This window comes from Desulfothermus okinawensis JCM 13304 (genome assembly GCF_054654515.1).
In genome coordinates this window covers 61,046-80,769 of sequence record NZ_BAAIEW010000002.1, presented here as the reverse complement: position 1 = coordinate 80,769, position 19,724 = coordinate 61,046, and the positions used below count along the sequence as shown (strand labels likewise).

Sequence of the window (19,724 nt, the reverse complement as noted above, 5' to 3'; positions counted from 1 at the left end):
CTTATTTTTTTATTTCATCAATTATCTTTTTACATATCTTATCTATTGCATCTATTTCTGGAAGGTCCAACACACTGGAGGTGGTCTTCTGGCGCTCAGCCAGAGAATCGAGATAAGGTATTTTTGCAACAAGGGGTGGCAAGGGTATATTTTCTGGCAGCTTAAAATCTTCGTCTGCCCTGTTTAACACCAGGACCTGTTTTTTAAGACCAAGGTCCTTTGCAAGCCTAGATATATTTGATGCAGTCTGTAGCCCCCTAATACTTGGTTCACTGACAACTACAAGACCATCCACACTTGAAATGGTGCCTCTGCCTAAATGTTCAACACCTGCCTCTAAGTCCACTATCATCCACTGGGAACCCCTAAGGATCATGTATGCCAAAAGGGCCTTTAAAAGGGCGTTTGGGGCACAACCACATCCAGCACCTGCCCCTGATATGGTGCCCATAACAAGAAGCTTCATTCCCCTCACATCCTTAGCCAACTTCTGGGGAAGGTCTTCTACATCTGGATTTAAATTAATATAAATTCCCGTTCCCACCCTTTCCTGAATCAATTTTTTATTATTAACAAGCGGTGTTGGGACCTCATCCAAAGACAGGCCAAGTGCCGGTCCCAGCGATATTGCAGTATCAGCATCTATTAGCCATACCTGCTTTTTTTGTCTGTTTAAATAATCCCCAAGCCATGCAGCTATTGTGGTCTTGCCCACTCCACCTTTTCCTGCCACTGCTATTTTCATATGATTCACCCCTTATTTCTAAAATTGAGTTCCTACTATATAAGGGACTGGGAAAAAGTCAATTTCCTAAAAAAGGAAATTACACATGGTCTTTAACCCAAGCTTTGATAGATGTGGTTTAACAAGGCTAAAATCAAATCTATACACGGGGTAGATTGAAAAACCTATCCACTAGTTACAAGCTGCTATTTAATTTTTTTTGATTAATTTAGTTGACATTATTTTTTCAACTCCATTACAATACCCCCAAATTTTTATAATTAATTAATTTTAAATAAAATTTTACAAACATTAAATAAAGATGTAAATGGAGTTTATTTTATTCGTTTTTAATAATAAATACTGTTTTTTTATTACTTATAAACCAGGAGGGTAAAAATGATAGTTGGAACAAGAAAACCTTTGGAAGAAATCAAGGCCATGATTTCTCCGTATAAGAAGATTTTGATCGTGGGATGTGGCACATGCGTGGCAGTGTGTCTAGCTGGTGGTGAAAAGGAGGTGGAAGTGCTAAAAAACGAATTGTCTCTGTCCATGGGGGATAAGATCTCCTTTGAGGGGGTTACATTAGAACGTCAATGTGACAAAGAATTTCTGGATCAACTTGCTGATGTTGCGGGTCAATATGATGCTTTTTTGTCCATGGCCTGTGGGGTAGGAGTCCAATTTCTATCAGAAGTATACCCAGAAAAACCAGTATTTCCAGCATTAAATACCACATTTATGGGTTTAAATAGAGCTGTTGGATGGTATGAAGAGAGGTGTCGTGGCTGTGGAAATTGCATGTTGGGCATTACTGGAGGAATATGTCCTGTGACCATGTGTGCCAAGAGCTTATTCAATGGACCATGTGGTGGTACCAACAAAGGAAAATGTGAAATTGATGAAGAACAGCCCTGTGCATGGTATTTGATTTATGAAAGGTTGGAAAAACAAGGAAGGCTTGATCAAATAATGGACGTAGTGCCTGCCAATAATTGGGAAAATCAGAGACCCAGGACTGTTATTCAACCAGGATATGAAAATTTATACAAGACTTCAAAATAGAGAGGGGGTATGTAAATGTATAAAAGAGACATTGAAGAAAGCAGCAAATTGGAACGGGTGCTAAAGGAAGGACATTTTTCTTTTACTGCGGAGCTAGGACCTCCTAGGGGTGCAAATGTAGAAAAGGTCAAAAAAAAGATTTCATATTTAAAGGGATACGTAGATGCTGTAAATATAACTGACAATCAGACTGCAATTGTGAGGATGTCCAGTTTAGTTACCTCTTTGCTCTGTCTCGAAGAGGGACTTGAACCAGTATACCAAATGGTGTGTAGGGACAGAAATAGGTTGGCAATGCAAGCCGATATATTGGGTGGTTATGCAATGGGCATCCGCACCATGCTCTGTTTATCTGGAGACCACCAAAAATTTGGTGACCATCCACAGGCCAAAGGGGTCTACGACTTAGACTCCATGCAACTTATATCCATGGTAAAAAAAATGAGGGATGAAGGAAAATTTCAAGGCGGTGATGATATAGATGTACCACCTAAAAAGATGTTTATTGGTGCTGCTGCTAACCCATTTGCCGAACCGTACAATTGGAGGGTATATAGGCTTGCCAAAAAAGTCAAAGCTGGAGTGGACTTTATTCAAACCCAGTGCATATACAATATGGAAAGGTTTAAAGAGTGGCTAAAAAGGGCCAATGACATGGGACTAACAGAAAAAGTATTTATTCTTGCGGGCATCACTCCATTGAAAAGCGTGGGCATGGCCAGGTATATGCAAAATAAGGTGCCGGGCATGGATGTTCCTGAGGAATTGATCAAACGCCTTAAAAGTGCTGGTAAAGAAAAGGCCGCTGAAGAGGGTATAAAAATAGCCTGTGAACAAATAGAAGAATTTAAAGAACTTAAAGGAGTTGCAGGGGTCCATCTAATGGCAATAGAATGGGAGCATAGGGTCCCTGAAATTGCCGAGAGGGCAGGACTACTTCCTAGGCCTGAGGTCTAAAAAACAAAGAGGAGAATCCATATGAATAAAAAAGTCATGGTCCTGGGAGGAGGGATTGCGGGTCTGAGTGCCGCACTTGAACTCTCCAAAAACAATATCCAGGTAGAACTAGTGGAAAAAACATGTTTTTTAGGTGGAAAATCCATTGGTTTTACCTGTAAGGCCACTGATAGGTGCCAACAATGTGGTGCTTGTATGGTAGAAGAGACACTTAGGGATGTTATTAATGATCCCAATATTAATATACGCCTTAGAACTGAGCTTGATAAAATTACAAAAAATGGAAATTTTAAGGTAAAATTAAAAAAATCAAACCCTGAACCTGAAGAAAATAAAATTCTTCAAGGGTTTTCAAAATACAACTCCCCTTACAAGGTAATTGTTGGAGATATAAAAGGTGAAGAGGATGCAGTAAAAATAGAGGAACTTGGATATGAGGGAGAAGTAGATGTAGATGCCATAATCATTGCTACTGGCTTTACCCCCTTTGATCCAACAGCCAAGGTGGCCTATGGATATAAAATGTGGGAAAATGTAATAACTGCTCTAGAATTGGAAAATACCTTGAAAGAAAAATACAGTCCCATTAGACCTTCGGACAACCAGAGGGCAAAAAAAATGGCCTTTATTCAATGTGTTGGAAGTAGAAGCAAAAGCTATAACAGTGTTTGGTGTTCTGAAGTGTGTTGTCCCTATGCACTCAGGATGGCTTCAATGATCAAACACAAATATCCTGACACAGAAATTTGGGTATTTTTCATTGATATTCAAAATGTGGGTAAGGAGTATTCCCAATTTTTAGAACAAATAAAATCAGAGGTAAAATTAGTAACTGCAACCCCAGTTGATATATTTCCTGGTAAAGGCAGCAAAGTAAATGTGGCATATGTGGACGACATTGAAGGCAATAGAAAATTAGAGGAATTTGAATTAGTGGTACTATCTGTGGGAATAAGACCAAATGAAGACAACAAACAATTGTCTGATATTTTAGATGTTGAGCTAGATGAAGATAAATTTTTTAAGGAGTTTGATCCCCTTAGACCATGTATTACATCCAAGGAAGGAATATTCCTGGCTGGAACCACCACAGGTCCAAAAGACATCTTAAACACCATATCACATGCAAAGGGTGCAGCTTGTGAAACCCTGACTTATTTAGGAGGAAAAAAGTGATTGAAATAAATATAAATCCAGAGGTCCTTATAATAGGTGGGGGGGTAGCAGGGATTGCAGCTGCCCAAAAAATAAGAAAACAGGGATATTCAGTAACCATCCTGGGCATGGAACAGGATTTTGAACCAGATCCTTGTTATAAAAATGAAGCTGATAACTACTACGCACAGACATTAGAAGAATTAAAAAACGACCCCAACACCACCCTTTTAAAGGATATAGAGCTATCTAAGGTAGATGGGTTTTACGGAGACTTTAAAGTATATTTAAGTTCAAATGGAAAGATAGAGAAAAAAAATTTTGGAGCAATTGTAGTTGCAACTCCCTATGGATGCTTGCCTATATTTGACGAATATAAACTAGAACCAAGTGATAATGTAGTTTCTATATCAAAACTCCAAGATAATGTATCTGAGGATAAATTTTCAAATAAAACAGCAATATTTCTCACAACCTTTCAGGAAGAAAGCAATCCTGTGAGCTTTAAAAATATTGTCTTGAATGCAATAGAGCTTAATAAATTGGGTTCAAAGGTATATCTTATTGTAAAAAATGTAAAAACAGCATCTCCTGGGCTTGAAAAACTTATTCTTCATGCAAAAGAAAATGGGGTTTTGATTATAAAGTCTCCTAACAATCCTGAAGTAAATGTAGAAGGGGATAAACTAGCTGTAATTTGTCATGATTCAATAATTAAAAAAGATATTGAAATCATAGCTGATTATGTTATCCTGGAAGATAGGATAGTTCCCAATGAAAAGAACAAGGAGATAGCTAATCTACTTAGAATCCATACTGACTCAACTGGCTTTTTACAGACTAATAATGTGAGGAGGATACCTGTTTATACCAACAGAAAAGGCATATTTGTAGGAGGATCTGCATCATCCATAAAACCTTTTCCATATACTTTAGTTGATGCCATTGATGTTGGGTGTGGAATCCATAGCCTCCTAAAGGGTGGAGGAAAACTAAAAGTAGAAGAAACAATTGAAGTTGACCACGAAAAATGCGTAAGGTGTCTCACTTGTTATAGGGTATGTCCCCACGGGGCAATATACTGGAATGTGGATAGAATTGGAATATCTTCCTTAGTTTGCGAAGGTTGTGGTATATGTACAGCTGAATGCCCAATGAATGCCATTCAGATAAAGGAATACTCTGACGATAAAATAAAAACTGAGCTAAATAACATATTAAAATCTAAAAAAGATAACCCAGTTATAGTTGCTTTTTGCTGTAAAAATTCAGCATTTGAGGCAGTTGAAGGTGCAAAAAAATTGGGACTGGAGATTCCAGAAAGTTTTGTAGCAATTAAGGTTCCATGTGCAGGTAAAATAGATGTAGATTATGTGTTAGAGGCCCTGGTAAAGGGGGCAGATGGGGTTATAATAGGGGCGTGTCATATTGACAACTGTAAATCTGAAAAAGGAAATATCTTTGCTAGCTACAGAGTTGAACACTTAAAAAACTCCTTATCAAATATAGGGATTGATCCAGCCAAGGTAGAGCTTATTAATATAGCCTCCAATATGCCAATGGAACTTGCCTTAAAATTAAGGGGAATATGTAAAAAGATGGCTAATTAAATAAAATATGTCCTAAAACAAAAGGAGCAAGTATGGGGGGAAAAATTATATTAGTGGATGATGATCAAGACTTTTGTGAGATACTTAAATCAAAATTGGAAAAAAAGGGTTTTTCTGTGGATATGGCACATGACGGAGAAGAGGGACTCAAAAAGGTCAAACAAAATACACCTGATATACTGATACTAGATGTTATGATGCCTAAAAAGTCGGGATTAGATGTTTGTAAGGAGTTAAAATCAGACCCCAACTACAAGGACCTCCCCATAATAATGTTAACAGCAGTAGCAGAGCATATAGGAGAAACCACATATACTCAATATGATATAATGGGTATGGAAGCAGAAGACTACGTGCCCAAAGGTCCTGATTGCACTGAAAAAGTACTGCAGAGTGTTATGGAGATAATATCAAAGGGTTAGTAAAAAGAGACGCCCAAGGTGGGCGTCTCTTTTTACTTTTGATAAAGTTGAGCTAAAATCACGCAAGGGGAATTTTGACCACAAAGGTAGTTCCCATACCCTCTTCACTTATAACCTGAATATCGCCCCCAAGATCATCCACTATCCCCTTTACCATGGCAAGCCCAAGTCCAGTGCCAGGTATGTCCTTTGTAGAGTCCTCTTTTACCCTATAAAATCTATTAAATATTTTGTCTTGTTCTTGTTTTGGTATCCCTATTCCAGTATCCTTTACTGATATTAACCCAATGTTCCCCTTTTTAGAAGTTGAAATAAAAATTTCACCACCCTCAGGGGTATATTTGATGGCATTATTTACCAGATTATTAAACATTATACCCAGTGCCCTAGGGTCTACCTTTACCGTAAAATCTTCCCCCACCCCCAGGTTTAATACTATTTTTTGTTTTTTTATCTCTGTCTGATCCTTCCAATCCTCAAACCTCTCCTTTAAAAACTCCTCCACATTAACATCTTTTATGTCCACATAGACCTTTCCAGATTCTATCCTGGATAGGTCCAAAAGTTTTTCAATGAGCTCAGTAAGTCCTCTTGTACGCTGTTTTGCCTTTTCCAATATCTTTTTATCTGTGCTAAGTCCTGGATCTTCTATTAAATCCTGCAGAACAAGAGCTATCTGCTCGTGGATAGTTGAAAGACTCCCCCTTAATTCATGTGATACCCTGGCAACAAACTCAGATTTTAATTGATCTAATTTTTTTAATGGAGTTATATCAACTGAAATTATTACATGTCCAAGTAATTTAGCACTCTTTGTCAAGATATTATTTTTTTTTACCAAAAGATACAAATCATCTGAAATTTTAAATTCCTTTGATCCCTGGTCCTCTGTGATAATAAAATCTATTATTTTGGAATCTTTTATATAAAAAGATATATCTTTTCCAAGTTCTATATTATTTGCAATATCAAAATGTTCTCTTACTGTGGGATTTATAAGTACCACTTCCATATTATTATTTGTAACTAACACACCATTTGGGAGCACCTCCAATATTGTCTTCAATCTACTTTTTTCTGTAATCAAATCAAGAAGTGCATCCTGTCTCTCCCTATCTAACCTCTCTTTTTCTCTCTTTAATTTGATATTATCAATAGCCCTTTTAACAACAAGCAAGATATGATCTTTGTCAAAGGGCTTGGGAATAAAGTCATATGCCCCCTGCTTCATTGATTCAACAGCTGTCTCTAATGTGGCAAAACCTGTAATTACAATTACCATAACATCTGAATATTCTTGTTTTATGGTCTTTAATACATCCATGCCATCTATTCCAGGCATCTTTAAATCTAAAAGCACCAGATCTACTGGCTGATGCTTTAGTATATTTAATGCAATTTCTCCAGACTCTGCCAAATATATCTCAACCTCAAGCCTTTTTAATATTCTCTTTAAGGCAATCCTTATATGTTCTTCATCATCCACAACCAATATCTTAATTGATCCCATTTTCATATAATGCACCTCTATTTTACTGTGAAACAGGGAGCTCTATCTCAAAACACGCACCACCACCTTCTTTATTGTATGCAGATATCCTTCCCCCATGTGATTTAATAATTCTGTAGGCAATACTAAGACCAAGCCCAACTCCTTCTCCCTGTTTTTTGGTTGAGAAGAAAGGATCAAAGATATAAGGTAAAATATCTTCAGGAATCCCTGGACCAGTATCACAAAATAAAATTTTCAGGATATTTTTATCTCTTAAAAAACTGGTCTTAATGGTCAAGGTTCCTTTACCTTCCATTGCCTGAGCTGCATTCCAGATAATATTCATAAAAACGTGATTTAGCTGTTGAACATCTCCCTTTATTTCTGGAATACCATCTGTGTAGCTCCGAACAATTTGGATGGATTTAAATATAGGATGTTTTTCTAGCAAAAATATGGTTCTATCTATTGCCTTATTTATATTAAGAAAATAACTCTTGTTATCTGAATGCCGGGAAAATTCCAAAAGCTCTTTTACTGTATCTTTACATCTCCTTGCATTTTCAAGTATCCTTCTAAGATCCTCCTTTATATGCTCATCTAATTCTTCTTCCAATAGCAGTTCACTAAATAAAATGATGCCACTTAGAGGATTATTTAATTGATGTGCAACTCCAGCTGCCAAATTGCCAATAGCTGCCATTTTTGAAGACTGGTATAGTTGCATCCTGGTCTCTTCTAACTCCCTCTCCATCTTTAAGGTTTCCCTCAAATCCCTAAAAAATCCAATAGTAGCAACCTCCACCCCATTTTCATAAATAATAGATGCATTTAGCTCAACTGGAATGAGTTCTCTGTTTTTAGCAACTAACTCAACCCTATATGATTTCAATTTGCCAGGACCACCATGTTCCTTACTGCGAAGTTTCTTCATAACCTCTCTTGCACCATCACCAGGATACAAATCCCTAATATCAACTGTGTTAATTGCCTCATTCCTTTTGTATCCCAATATCTTTGAGGCAGCATCATTAAAAATAAATATCCGTCCCATTGTATCAGCAGCAATAACAGCATCAACTGCACTTAATATTAAATTGTGCAAAAATGTATTTGAAAGATATAACTTCTTCTCAAGATTTCCTATCTGCGCTAAATCAAAATCCAGTTTTACCATACAAGGATCACAATCTGTACCAACTAAGGAAAATAAAGTAACTTCTTCTTCCAGATAAAAATTCCTGATCCTATACTTTGGTTCTTTTTTTTCTTCTCCATCTAGAAGCTGAATAATTTTACACTTGGAACATGGTGTATCAATTCCATAATAGACCTCATAGCACTTTTTACCAACTATATCTTTCCCATATATATCCTTGGCAAAATCATTTGCAGCAACTATTCTTAGTTCAGGAGATATAACAACAAGCTCCCTTGGGATAGAGTTAACCACAGCTACCAGATATTCCCTTTCTTTTTCTGATATCATACCCTTAAACCTTTTATCTCAGTACTTTTTTATTTATTCTATCAATAAATTGAATATGGGAATAACCTTTTTCTCTGGCCTTTTCATATTCCATATAGGCTATATTAAGACATTTTTCACAGCAACCCCTTGGAGCTTCTATTGCCAGACAATTTTTAACCCTGGTAGAGCTAGACTCAATTTTTAAGACCCCCCTGCAATTGTCACAATCTAGTACATATTCCCTCTGTCTTTCAACTATATAGGAAGTATCATAGAATATCTCTTTATTTCTAACTATCCAGTTCCCATCCTTCTCCAGGGATATATCTGTTGAAGGGGAGGAAAAATAGTTTTTATAAGAGTTTGCACATATCCTTTTTATGTAGTCCATTGTCCTCTTATCCATTTCAAATTTCTTTGGATCGTAGTCTGGCTCTTTTACATGGGAATAATCCAGCCCAGCCAGGGCCAGGACAATTCCCAAATTCACATAGGGTAGGGCACCCTGAATTGAATACCCACCTTCTAACACCACCAGGTCTGGTTTTAACATCTCGCTTAGTTTTGCATATCCCTGGGCAGAAAAATTCATGTTGGTTATTGGATCAGTAAAATGATTGTCCTGTCCAGCAGAGTTTACCACTATATCTGGATCAAAGTCCTTTAGGATGGGGATTACCACGTTTTCCATGGCATACAAAAAACCCTCATCACTTGTGTTAGGTGGAAGAGGAATATTTATGTTTTTACCCCTGGCCTTTGGACCTCCCATTTCTCCAACAAATCCTGTACCAGGATACAGGGTCCTGCCATCCTGGTGTATGGATATGTAAAGTGTATCTGGATCGTGCCAGTATATATCCTGGGTACCATCCCCGTGGTGGCAATCTGTATCTACTATTGCAACCTTTTTAACATTGTATTTCTCCCGCAAATACTCAACCATTATGGCCTCAATGTTGATATTGCAAAATCCTCGTCCTCCGTGAACAACCTTCATAGAGTGATGACCTGGGGGTCTAACCAGTGCAAAGGCCCTGTCTTCCTTTTTCTCCATGACCAATTTCCCGGCTTTAATACAGCCACCTGCTGAGATTAGATGGGAATCTGTTATATTGCTCTCAACATCTGGAAAACAAAAGTGTATCCTCTCAATATCTTTGATTGTTGCTATTTCTGGTTTATATTCCCTGATTCCAGGGATATCAAATACCCCTTCTTCTTTTAATTGATCCATTGTATATAGTAGTCTTTCCTGTCTTTCTGGATGTGTTGGTGAAATTGCCCAATCAAAGGCAGGAAAAAATACAACCCCTAATCTATTTTTTACCTGTTGCATAAACACCTCACCACGTTTTCATAATCCTTACATATACCAGGTTTGACCTGACACTTTACCCTGATATCCTGTCCCACTGTAAATACATCCTTAACCATATTCATGGAGCTTTCAAAGACAATTTCCAGTTCAGATAGATCCACATCCCAGTCCAGCTTCTCTTTTATGTACTTCTGCATGTGTCTTTGTAGATCACCCCTGGCCATCTTAAGATTGTAGTTTTTGGAAACATCTTTTTTTATTCCAAGTACCGGGATAGTCATTATCTTCTTTTCAGTATCAGCAAATAGTTCTGCCTGCATTGTTGGTCTGGCAATGGCTGCACCAATGGCATTTGCTACCCCAAAGTACTCAGGCACTACCACTGGCAGTCCAAATTCTTTTTCAATGAATTTCTTTAATATGTTTGCAGGGCCACCCATTAAATAGATCTTCCTGGGTTCTATTTTTCTAAATTCAAGTAGTTCGTGTATTGTATAAATGGGACGCTCATTTATTTCATCCAAAAAACCAAGTACCTCTTTTTTCAAAATCTTACATCCTTCTTCAACCACCTTTATAGGGGCATCTGAAAGAGAACAATTTAAATTCTCCTTTATTTGTTGCATTCCTTTAAAAGAGGCATCCTTGTCACCATAGGCTTCCTCACATATACAGTTCAGGGCATCTAAAAAGGCAGGCACATCCCCTCCCTTTGCCATGCAGGGACCAAGTCTCTTGGGACCTACCAGCAGCCTGTCACCCTGGGTAGTTACAGCAGAATCACCGCCTAGACCAATGGATTTTACCTTCATTGCCCGAACAAGGGTGGGTCTGCCTTTTAGTCTCACATTCTCTGGCTCAATCAATGGGTCCCCTGCAGCAAAAACTCCAATGTCTGTGGTCGTCCCCCCTACATCCAGGACAATGGCATCTTCTGTTATATCACACAGGGCAAAGATACCCATGACACTTGCTGCAGGTCCTGAAAAAATACTCTCAACAGGAAAACGTTTAGCAGCATAATAGGGCATTGTTCCCCCATCTGCCTTTAAGATGTTTATTTGAGGGGAAAACTTAAACTCCTCTAAACACTGGTTAACAGAATCTAAAAATTTATTAAAAATAGGCCATACAGCACTGTTGTAGTAGGCTGTGGCAATCCTCCTTGGGAAATTTAACTGTCCTGATAGACTGTGGCCAAGGGTGATGAACTCTGCCTTTTCTTTTATTAACTCAGCAATCTTGTCTTCATGTACTGGATTTCTTGGGGAAAACTTTGAGACAATTGAAAACACCCGAACCCCGAAGTCCAGTAAATTTGAAACCACCCCCTTTGCTTGAGATAGATCCAGGGGATATATCTCAGTTCCCCTGTGGTCTAATCCTCCTGGTATTACCTCAAAAAAATTTCCAATGCTAAACTCCCTGGGATTAATTCCTGGGCCAGCACTCACAATAACACCCACTGGCTCCAGTAGATCTTGAACAATTGCATTAGTACATAGGGTGGTACTTAAATTAAATCTCCTTATATTTACTTTTTTTTCCTGGGAAAGTATCTCTCCTATTGCCTGTCTAATTGAACCAAGAAGGTCTTCGGGGTCTGTGGGAATCTTCACATGGGCCCGAACCCCCACCTCCCTATCAATTAGCACTGCATCGGTGTGTGTACCACCTACATCAATTCCAAATAACATAACATTATTCTCCATTTTTATTGGTTATAAAACTCAATTACCATCTCAATAATATAATCCTGTACATCCCTATTAAGATAGGGATGCATTGGAAGGGCTACTATATTCTTTGATATGCCCTCGCTTACTTCCATATCCCCTTGCCTGTATCCTAAAAAATCAAATGCCCTCTGGAGGTGAAGGGGTTTTTTATAATAGATGGCTGTTGGTATATTTTTCCCCTTTAAAAATTCTATGAGATCATCCCTATTTTCCACCAAAATACAATATTGTGCAAATGCAGACAACACCCCTTTGGGCACATATTGGGGTTTTATCTGTGAAAGAAGCTCAAATCCCTTATTGTATCTTTTTACAACTTCCTGTCTTTTATTTATTTCCTCATCAAAAATATCCATTTTTGCCAGAAGTATTGCAGCCTGGATGGTATCCAACCTCCCATTTAAGCCAAGCCTGATATTTTCGTATTTATCCCTTCCCTGGCCGTGGACACGAATGGATTTTAATATGGATGCGTAATTATCTGAGTCTGTAAAAATGGCCCCACCATCCCCATAGCATCCAAGGGGCTTTGCTGGGAAAAAAGAAGTACAGCCAATATCACCAAAAGAACACGCCTTTTTTTTGTTATATTCTCCCCCAAAAGATTGGGCACCATCCTCTATTAAAAAGAGTTTGTTTTCCTCTGCTATTTTTTTAAGTTTATCATAAGGAGCACATACTCCAAATATATCAACAGCAATAATTGCCTTTGGCTTATATTTATTTGAGCCTTTTTCCAATAAACTTGGTATTGGATATATGGTGGAGTCCTTATTTTTTACAGCTAAAATAGCCTGCTTTAGTTTTTCAGGATCAATATTAAAGGTATCTGGATCAATATCAACAAAAACTGGAGTCGCACCGCAAAGGGAAATTACTTCTGCTGTTGCAAAAAAGGTAAATGGAGTGGTAAAGACCACATCTCCATCCCCAATGTCCAGGGCCATTAGACTCATAAGTAGTGCATCTGTACCAGAAGAACAGGATATACAGTATTTAGTCCCAACATAACTTGCCAGGACTTCTTCTAATTGATACACCTCTTCTCCCAATACATATCTGGTATGCTCAAGTACCCTGGATATGTTGTCCTTAATCTTTTTTTCAATCCTCCTATACTGGACTTTAAGGTCAATAAATGGAATTTCCATAACATCTCCTATTCTAATTTTTTCATATATTATCTAGAGTTACTTTTTATAGTCAAGAAATAATTTATTATTAAATTTCTCCTTGCATATTTAAACCAATTATCTTTATATTCACCAAAAAAAGAAATCTTACACACAAGTTTCAAAGATGAAAAAAAGCCCCCTGGAACATATACTTAATCAATTATTATCAGGTGAATTTGTTTCTGGAGAAGAACTAGCCCAATACTTAAACATCTCCAGGACATGGGTTTGGAACCAGATAAAAATCTTAAAGCAGCTTGGATTTGAGATAGAGTCTTCTGCTAAAAAGGGATATAAACTCATCTCAATTCCAGACGTACTCATCCCACCTCTAATAAAACCCTATTTAACCACAGATAGCCTTGGCAAAAAGATCTATTTTTTTGAAGAACTCCCATCAACCCAGGATAAGGCAAAAAAACTCGCAGAACAAGGCGAAGAAGAGGGCACCCTTATCTTATGTGAATCTCAATTAAAGGGAAGGGGTAGAAGGGGCAGGCAGTGGGTCCATGTCCCCAAAAAATCATTATCATTTTCCATAATTTTAAGGCCAAACCTTTCCCCTTCAGAAGTTATGCAACTGCCCCTGGTTGCTGGTCTTGCAATATGCAAGGCAATAGGTGCCCACACAAATCTAAAAGCAGAGCTAAAATGGCCCAATGATATACTGATAAACAACAAAAAAGTTGTTGGCATACTGGCTGAGATCTCAGGAGATATAGAATTTGTTAATTATGTAATTTTAGGCGTGGGGATTAACGTAAATCTAGACCAAGAAGATATCCCTTATGAACTTCAAGATTATGCAACATCTCTTTATTTAGAAGGGAAAAAAAACTTTAAAAGGGCACACCTTTTGGGAAATATTTTGATGTATCTGGAATATTGGTACAATATATACTTAAAAGAAGGATTTAAATCTATAAGGACTAAATGGATTGATATGAGCAATACAATACATAGAAATGTAATAGTATTTTTAAAAGACAAAAAATTATATGGAAAGGCCATTGACTTAGATGAAAATGGAAATTTAATGGTCATGGACAATAAAAATAAAATTCATAAAATAATGTATGGGGATGTTACCCTTCGAAATAATTCTTAAATTGCTAAAAGGAGTCATTCATATGCATTACTTTACTGTTAAAGACAATAGATTATGGGCAGAAGAAGTTTTAGTTGAAGACATTGTAAAAGAATATGGTACTCCCATTTATATATATTCTTCCAGGACATTTAAAAGGCACTTTCACGCCTTTGATTCAGCTTTTTATTCTATTCCACATATTATATGCTTTTCTGTAAAATGTAACTCAAATATAAACATCCTTAAAACATTGAAAGAAGAAGGAGCTGGAGCTGATATTGTATCAGGTGGGGAATTATACAGAGCACTTAGGGCAGAGATTGCTCCAGATAAGATTGTTTTCTCAGGGGTTGGGAAACAAGAACATGAGATACAAGAAGCACTTTTTGCTGACATCCTGATGTTTAATGTTGAATCCATGGATGAACTCATGAAGATCAATGAAATAGCCCTGTCTTTAAATAAAAAGGCAAGGATAAGTTTCAGGATAAATCCAGATGTGGACCCCAAAACCCACCCTTATATTTCCACTGGTCTAAGGGAAAATAAATTTGGAATTGACATAAGCGACGCAATATATGCCTACAAGACTGCAAAGGAATTAAAAGGGGTTGAACCAATTGGCATTGATTGCCATATAGGCTCACAACTAACTGAAATATCTCCTTTTTTAGAGGCACTGGAAAAATTAAAGATGCTCTACACTGAACTGAAAGAACTTGAAATAAACATAAAATATTTAGACCTTGGAGGTGGTCTTGGAATTCAGTATAAAGAGGAAGATCCACCCCATCCAAAGGAATTTGGGGAGGCCCTATCCCGTGCCCTATCAGGATATCCCCTTACCCTGATATTAGAACCTGGAAGGGTTATTGCTGGAAATGCAGGGGTATTGATCACCAAAGTGATATACACAAAGGAGACTGGAAACAAAAACTTCCTCATTGTTGACGCTGGGATGAATGACCTTATCAGACCTTCCCTGTACGGATCATACCACAGGATAGCAGAAGTTACTCCTAGGGGCAGAGCCCTAAAAAAATATGATGTAGTTGGTCCAATATGTGAGAGTGGAGATTTTCTGGCAAAGGACAGGGATCTTCCAGAAATCAAGGCAGGAGAGCTCTTGTGTGTATTCTCTGCTGGTGCCTATGGATTTGTCATGTCTTCTCAGTATAATTCCAGACCAAGGGCAGCAGAGGTTATGGTTTCTGGAGAAGAATTTCATCTAATCAGAGAGAGGGAGAAATACAGGGATCTTGTGTATTTGGAAGATTCTATACCATTTAGGAGTTAGATAGCTGTTTATGAGTGGGATCAAATCCCCAAAATCAATTCCCCATGATGTAACAAATCAATATGGACTATATGTAAGACAAAAGGAGTATTCCCAACTGAAGATGCCATTTTGAAACTCTTATACCTGGCAATTTTGGATATAAGCAAAAAATGGGCAGATACCATAAGAAACTGGTCCAAGATTTATCCCCAACTATATATATTTTTTGAGGACAGGATTAAAAATGTAGTTCAATAGTATTAAGACTACAAAAGGATTTACACAGATTATGTTACAGGCTCATTAAAAACTTCCAACAAACTAAAAAAATGTAAAACTTACTTGGGAATTTTAAGGGCCATTAGGTGGGGATTTTTAATTGACTTTAAGATGTTCAACCAGTTTTTTGCATATTTTCCTCTTTTCTGATTATTTATAATACATTAACTCAAACAATTATTCAAATATTTTAATCGATTATATCATTTTTAAACATCTTTTAAATTATTACTATAACTCAACCCAAGTTTTAACAAACTTGGGTTGAGTTAGTAGGCTGTTTGTATTTTCTACTCTACCCACTCATCCCCTTCTTGAATTGGGGCAAAACCTCTTCTCATGGTATTTTCTGTTATACAAATTGGATCCATAAACTGAAGTAGGTAGTCTGGGCCACCTGCTTTGGAGCCTACACCAGACATCTTAAATCCACCAAATGGCTGTCTTTCAACAAGGGCGCCAGTAATTCCCCTGTTTAAGTAGAGATTTCCAACCTTAAATCTCTTTCTCACCTTATCTAAGTTTCTTGGGCTCCTTGAAAAGGCTCCACCAGTCAAGGCATATCTTGTTGAATTTGCCCATTCAATTGCCTGGTCAAAATCCTTTACCTTCATAATGGACAGTACAGGGCCAAAAATCTCTTCCTGGGCCAGTCTGTGCTCTGGGGTAATTCCTTCAACTATTGTCAAGGGCACATAATAACCCTTATCTGGTATATCATCTCTAATCAAAAGCACATTTCCCTCTTTTTTTGCCAGTTCCACATACTTTAAAATCTTCTCCTTAGCAGATCCATCCACAACTGGTCCCATATAGTAATGGGGATCCTCTGCAGGCCCTATTTTAATTGATTTTGCAGCCTCAACAAGCCTTTTTACAAATTTATCGTATATTGGCTCAAGCACAATTACCCTGGAGCAGGCTGAACACTTTTGTCCCTGATATCCAAAGGCAGAGTAAATAATATCTAAAACTGCCTCGTCCAAGTCTGCATCGTCGTCCACAATAATTGCATTCTTTCCACCCATCTCAGCAATCACCCTCTTTACCTGGGCCTGACCATCTCTCACCTTTGATGCCTTATTGACAATCCTTAGTCCAACTTCCATGGATCCTGTAAAGGCAATTACACTTATATCAGGATGTTCAACTAGGTAGTCGCCTATCTCGCTTCCCCTGCCAGGTATATAGTTAAAAACACCGTCAGGAAGGCCTGCTGCCTTATAGATTTCATACAGGGTATATCCTACAACAGAGGACAAGGATGCTGGTTTATACAAAACTGGATTTCCAGTCACTATGGCAGCTGAAGTCATTCCACATGAGATTGCCAGAGGGAAATTCCATGGGGCAATTACTGCAGCAACTCCCTTTCCCTGATACATAAGGTGGTTTACTTCTCCCGGTGCCCTTCCCATACGACGGGGAGAGCCAAGCCTTATCATTTCCCTCGCATAATATTCCAGGAAATCAATTGCCTCTGCAACATCGGCATGGGCCTGATCCCATTGTTTCCCAACCTCTAAAATCTGCCATGCAGCCAGTTTGAAAATATTTTTACGGGCATAATCTGCTGCCTTAAATAGATATTTTGCCCTGTCTTCACCACTTAGCTCCCTCCAATCATAGAGGACTGATTTGGCAGCTGAAATTGCATCATCTACCTCTTTTTTTGATGCCTGAGATATATACCCTATGACCTCATCAGGATTGGCTGGATTTACTGATGGAATTTTATCTTCAGTATGTATTTCTTTTCCTCCAATCACCAGGGGATAGGTCCTTCCCAGCTCCCCTCTAACTTCAGATATTGCCCTGTAAAAGGCCTCTCTTTCATCCTTTTTTGTAAAATCCACAAATGGATGGTTTTTAAATGGGGGTATTGCAACAGACCCCTTATCTTCCTTTTTGGCCTGTTCCCTTTGTTTCTTCTTTTCCTCAGCCAAGATAAGGGGGTCTTCTAAAAGTTTGTCCAGATCTGCCCCTTCTGCAAAGCTCTGTCTCAAAAAAGACTCATTTGCTGTATTTTCCAGTAACCTTCTAACCAGATAAGCCATACCTGGAATGAGTTCCCCATATGGGGCATAGAGCCTCACTTTTTTTGCAACATTTAAAAGCCCCTTTCTAACTGGCTCTGCCATACCATATAGCACCTGGAACTCATATCTTGATTCATCCACTCCAAATTCCCTTGCCATTTCCATAACAGCAGAGATGGTCCGTATATTGTGAGATCCACATGCAAAATAGCATATATCACTATTTTTTAAAATCATCTCAGCATGTCTCTCATATGCTGCATCGGTTTCTGCCTTTATTGTATAAACAGGTATCTCCCATCCCTTTTGTTTTGCAATAACTGTCTCATAATCCCAGTATGCACCCTTAACCAACCTGATTGAAATCTTTATCCCCTCACTTCTTGCCCAATTAAGGAGTTCTTCAAGATCTCTATCTGTATCTTTAAGATAAGACTGTAAAACAACAGCCAACTGGTCAAAATCCCTAAATTCTGGATCCTGGCGAAGTCTTTTATACACTTCCAGGGTTATGTCTTTGTATGTATACTGTTCCATATCAATACATAAATGACCACCAATTTCCTTGGTCTTGGCAACAATTGGCTTAAGTCTCTCAACAATCACATTTACACTGTTCTCAAAATCAACGGGCCTTGCCTGGGAATAGAGAGCAGAAGGCTTAATTGAGCAATTTACCTTTGGCGCATAACCCCAGTCTAAATCCCCTCCAGTTAACAGACCATCCCATTTGGATGATTCTTTTGCCAGTACATCTAGAAGATCAAGATAACTCTTTTGATAATAGATTGCCTCTTCTTCACTAACTGTTGCCTCACCCAGGATATCAACAGTAAATGCAAAATTGTCCTTTCTTAGTTTTCCAAGGGTCTTTAAGGCCTGTTTTGTGTTCTCGCCAATTATAAATTGCATTGCCATGGACTTGATGTTGGAAGATATGGTCTTTGCCAGGATCTTTCCACCAAAGACCCTTCCAATACCTCCAGCGCCTTTGGCCCCCCATTTTAAAACTGCTGGTAGCTCTTCTTCATCTGCCCCAAAATACTCCTCAATGTGTCTAATCAAGGACTCTGAAGTATTCAAATAGGGCAATACATCCACAAAACGAAAGAGCTGGACCTTAAAGTTCTCGCTCTTCATTGCCCAGTCCATGACCTTACCAGTCCACCAGCTCTTATTAAACACTGATGGGGCCTCGCCAGCAATGGATCTAAAAAACTCTTTGCCCCTTGCCTTTATCCTCTGGTTTAATACTTGATTTTCCATAAAAAACCTCCTTATCTTGGTCAACTATTTCTACTTTGCCTTCCCCATACCCTTTATGCGGACCTCCACTCCATCTAAATCCAGTTTCAAGGTCTCTAATAATTCATCAATTACAAGCGTGGTCCTGGTATCCACAACACCGCCAATGTCCCCAAACTTCTTCAACAACTCCTTTAAATTATCAGTATCTGAAATCCTAGCCTTGACCAAATAGTTGTACTCACCTGCTATGTAAAAAACCTCCTGAACTTCCCCAATTTTCGCAATTTCTTCTCCTATTAAGGTAGAACCAACAGCATCCTTGGTCTTCACCAAAATAAGCACAGTAAGCACAAGGCCTAAAATCTTGTGGTTTAGCCTTGTCTCATACCCAAGGATAACACCCTTTTTCTCAAGCTTCCTTATCCTCTCAAGCACACCAGATGGAGCCATATTTATCCGTCTAGCTATCTCTGCATTGGATATTCGAGCATTATTTTGAAGTAAATTCAAAATTTTTTTATCAATCTCGTCAATCATTCTTGATTTTCTCCTTTTTTTAGTTTATAGTTCATAAAAAATAAGTGAGTCAAGAATTTTATTCAAAAAAATTAACCCAAACAGGTTTAACTATCTTCTTTTAATGAAATAGTGTTTA

Annotated in this window: 16 protein-coding genes; 8 read left to right on the top strand and 8 right to left on the bottom strand. The window is 38.0% G+C overall.

Translation table 11 applies throughout. The features are described from left to right. Window position 1: 1 nt before the first annotated feature. On the bottom strand, window positions 2-745 hold the full coding sequence (locus ACYQ0O_RS01380; RefSeq protein WP_459889950.1) for an ATP-binding protein: 744 nt from the start codon (window positions 743-745) through the stop codon (window positions 2-4). Window positions 746-1,123: 378 nt separating this feature from the next. Between ACYQ0O_RS01380 and ACYQ0O_RS01375 the strand changes: the two genes are divergently transcribed. The 5 genes from ACYQ0O_RS01375 to ACYQ0O_RS01355 are packed head-to-tail and all read left to right on the top strand — an operon-like array spanning window position 1,124 to window position 5,936. Then, a complete protein-coding gene (locus ACYQ0O_RS01375; RefSeq protein WP_459889949.1) occupies window positions 1,124-1,792 on the top strand; it encodes a methylenetetrahydrofolate reductase C-terminal domain-containing protein in 669 nt (222 codons plus the stop codon). 15 nt (window positions 1,793-1,807) lie between these two features. Continuing rightward, on the top strand, window positions 1,808-2,749 hold the full coding sequence (locus ACYQ0O_RS01370; RefSeq protein ID WP_459889947.1) for a methylenetetrahydrofolate reductase: 942 nt from the start codon (window positions 1,808-1,810) through the stop codon (window positions 2,747-2,749). A 21-nt stretch (window positions 2,750-2,770) separates the two neighbouring features. After that, entirely contained in the window at window positions 2,771-3,925 is a 1,155-nt protein-coding gene (locus tag ACYQ0O_RS01365; RefSeq protein WP_459889945.1) for an FAD-dependent oxidoreductase, read from the top strand. After that, on the top strand, window positions 3,922-5,514 hold the full coding sequence (locus tag ACYQ0O_RS01360; RefSeq protein ID WP_459889943.1) for a hydrogenase iron-sulfur subunit: 1,593 nt from the start codon (window positions 3,922-3,924) through the stop codon (window positions 5,512-5,514). Before ACYQ0O_RS01365 ends, ACYQ0O_RS01360 begins: the two co-directional genes overlap by 4 nt. 32 nt (window positions 5,515-5,546) lie before the next feature. Further along, entirely contained in the window at window positions 5,547-5,936 is a 390-nt protein-coding gene (locus ACYQ0O_RS01355; RefSeq protein WP_459889941.1) for a response regulator transcription factor, read from the top strand. 58 nt (window positions 5,937-5,994) lie between these two features. Here ACYQ0O_RS01355 and ACYQ0O_RS01350 read toward each other — a convergent pair whose 3' ends face one another. From ACYQ0O_RS01350 to ACYQ0O_RS01330, 5 genes are read right to left on the bottom strand one after another with little or no spacing between them, the layout of a single operon-like run. After that, a complete protein-coding gene (locus tag ACYQ0O_RS01350; protein WP_459889939.1) occupies window positions 5,995-7,452 on the bottom strand; it encodes an ATP-binding response regulator in 1,458 nt (485 codons plus the stop codon). A gap of 16 nt (window positions 7,453-7,468) precedes the next feature. Continuing rightward, window positions 7,469-8,917 (bottom strand): two-component system sensor histidine kinase NtrB, encoded by a 1,449-nt coding sequence (locus tag ACYQ0O_RS01345; protein WP_459889937.1) that lies wholly within the window; start codon window positions 8,915-8,917, stop codon window positions 7,469-7,471. 13 nt (window positions 8,918-8,930) lie between these two features. Further along, window positions 8,931-10,238: a histone deacetylase family protein gene (locus tag ACYQ0O_RS01340; protein ID WP_459889935.1), complete on the bottom strand. Its 1,308-nt coding sequence runs from the start codon at window positions 10,236-10,238 to the stop codon at window positions 8,931-8,933. Continuing rightward, window positions 10,226-11,917 (bottom strand): hydantoinase/oxoprolinase family protein, encoded by a 1,692-nt coding sequence (locus ACYQ0O_RS01335; protein ID WP_459889933.1) that lies wholly within the window; start codon window positions 11,915-11,917, stop codon window positions 10,226-10,228. Before ACYQ0O_RS01335 ends, ACYQ0O_RS01340 begins: the two co-directional genes overlap by 13 nt. A 17-nt stretch (window positions 11,918-11,934) precedes the next feature. Continuing rightward, window positions 11,935-13,110 (bottom strand): DegT/DnrJ/EryC1/StrS family aminotransferase, encoded by a 1,176-nt coding sequence (locus ACYQ0O_RS01330; protein ID WP_459889931.1) that lies wholly within the window; start codon window positions 13,108-13,110, stop codon window positions 11,935-11,937. A gap of 148 nt (window positions 13,111-13,258) precedes the next feature. On the opposite strand from ACYQ0O_RS01330, the gene ACYQ0O_RS01325 reads away from it, so the two are divergent. The 3 genes from ACYQ0O_RS01325 (at window position 13,259) to ACYQ0O_RS01315 (ending at window position 15,761) form a co-directional block, all read left to right on the top strand. Further along, entirely contained in the window at window positions 13,259-14,242 is a 984-nt protein-coding gene (locus tag ACYQ0O_RS01325; protein WP_459889929.1) for a biotin--[acetyl-CoA-carboxylase] ligase, read from the top strand. A 22-nt stretch (window positions 14,243-14,264) separates the two neighbouring features. Next, window positions 14,265-15,521 carry a diaminopimelate decarboxylase gene (gene lysA / locus ACYQ0O_RS01320; RefSeq protein ID WP_459889927.1) on the top strand — a complete coding sequence of 419 codons (1,257 nt, stop codon included), beginning with the start codon at window positions 14,265-14,267 and terminating at the stop codon, window positions 15,519-15,521. Window positions 15,522-15,632: 111 nt separating this feature from the next. Then, window positions 15,633-15,761 carry a hypothetical protein gene (locus tag ACYQ0O_RS01315; protein WP_459889925.1) on the top strand — a complete coding sequence of 43 codons (129 nt, stop codon included), beginning with the start codon at window positions 15,633-15,635 and terminating at the stop codon, window positions 15,759-15,761. 311 nt (window positions 15,762-16,072) lie between these two features. On the opposite strand, the gene pruA is transcribed toward ACYQ0O_RS01315, so the two are convergent. Both pruA and ACYQ0O_RS01305 read right to left on the bottom strand, forming a co-directional pair. Further along, window positions 16,073-19,087, bottom strand: coding sequence for an L-glutamate gamma-semialdehyde dehydrogenase (pruA, locus tag ACYQ0O_RS01310; protein ID WP_459889923.1), 3,015 nt, complete (start codon window positions 19,085-19,087; stop codon window positions 16,073-16,075). A gap of 30 nt (window positions 19,088-19,117) precedes the next feature. Next, window positions 19,118-19,606 (bottom strand): Lrp/AsnC family transcriptional regulator, encoded by a 489-nt coding sequence (locus ACYQ0O_RS01305; protein ID WP_459889921.1) that lies wholly within the window; start codon window positions 19,604-19,606, stop codon window positions 19,118-19,120. Between the last annotated feature and the right edge of the window lie 118 nt (window positions 19,607-19,724).

Coding starts and splice junctions, on each gene's coding strand:
- ACYQ0O_RS01380 (WP_459889950.1), bottom strand. CDS start 745: ATGAAAATAGCAGTGGCAGGAAAAGGTGGAGTGGGCAAGACCACAATA.
- ACYQ0O_RS01375 (WP_459889949.1), top strand. CDS start 1,124: ATGATAGTTGGAACAAGAAAACCTTTGGAAGAAATCAAGGCCATGATT.
- ACYQ0O_RS01370 (WP_459889947.1), top strand. CDS start 1,808: ATGTATAAAAGAGACATTGAAGAAAGCAGCAAATTGGAACGGGTGCTA.
- ACYQ0O_RS01365 (WP_459889945.1), top strand. CDS start 2,771: ATGAATAAAAAAGTCATGGTCCTGGGAGGAGGGATTGCGGGTCTGAGT.
- ACYQ0O_RS01355 (WP_459889941.1), top strand. CDS start 5,547: ATGGGGGGAAAAATTATATTAGTGGATGATGATCAAGACTTTTGTGAG.
- ACYQ0O_RS01350 (WP_459889939.1), bottom strand. CDS start 7,452: ATGAAAATGGGATCAATTAAGATATTGGTTGTGGATGATGAAGAACAT.
- ACYQ0O_RS01345 (WP_459889937.1), bottom strand. CDS start 8,917: ATGATATCAGAAAAAGAAAGGGAATATCTGGTAGCTGTGGTTAACTCT.
- ACYQ0O_RS01340 (WP_459889935.1), bottom strand. CDS start 10,238: ATGCAACAGGTAAAAAATAGATTAGGGGTTGTATTTTTTCCTGCCTTT.
- ACYQ0O_RS01335 (WP_459889933.1), bottom strand. CDS start 11,917: ATGTTATTTGGAATTGATGTAGGTGGTACACACACCGATGCAGTGCTA.
- ACYQ0O_RS01330 (WP_459889931.1), bottom strand. CDS start 13,110: ATGGAAATTCCATTTATTGACCTTAAAGTCCAGTATAGGAGGATTGAA.
- ACYQ0O_RS01325 (WP_459889929.1), top strand. CDS start 13,259: ATGAAAAAAAGCCCCCTGGAACATATACTTAATCAATTATTATCAGGT.
- lysA (WP_459889927.1), top strand. CDS start 14,265: ATGCATTACTTTACTGTTAAAGACAATAGATTATGGGCAGAAGAAGTT.
- pruA (WP_459889923.1), bottom strand. CDS start 19,087: ATGGAAAATCAAGTATTAAACCAGAGGATAAAGGCAAGGGGCAAAGAG.
- ACYQ0O_RS01305 (WP_459889921.1), bottom strand. CDS start 19,606: ATGATTGACGAGATTGATAAAAAAATTTTGAATTTACTTCAAAATAAT.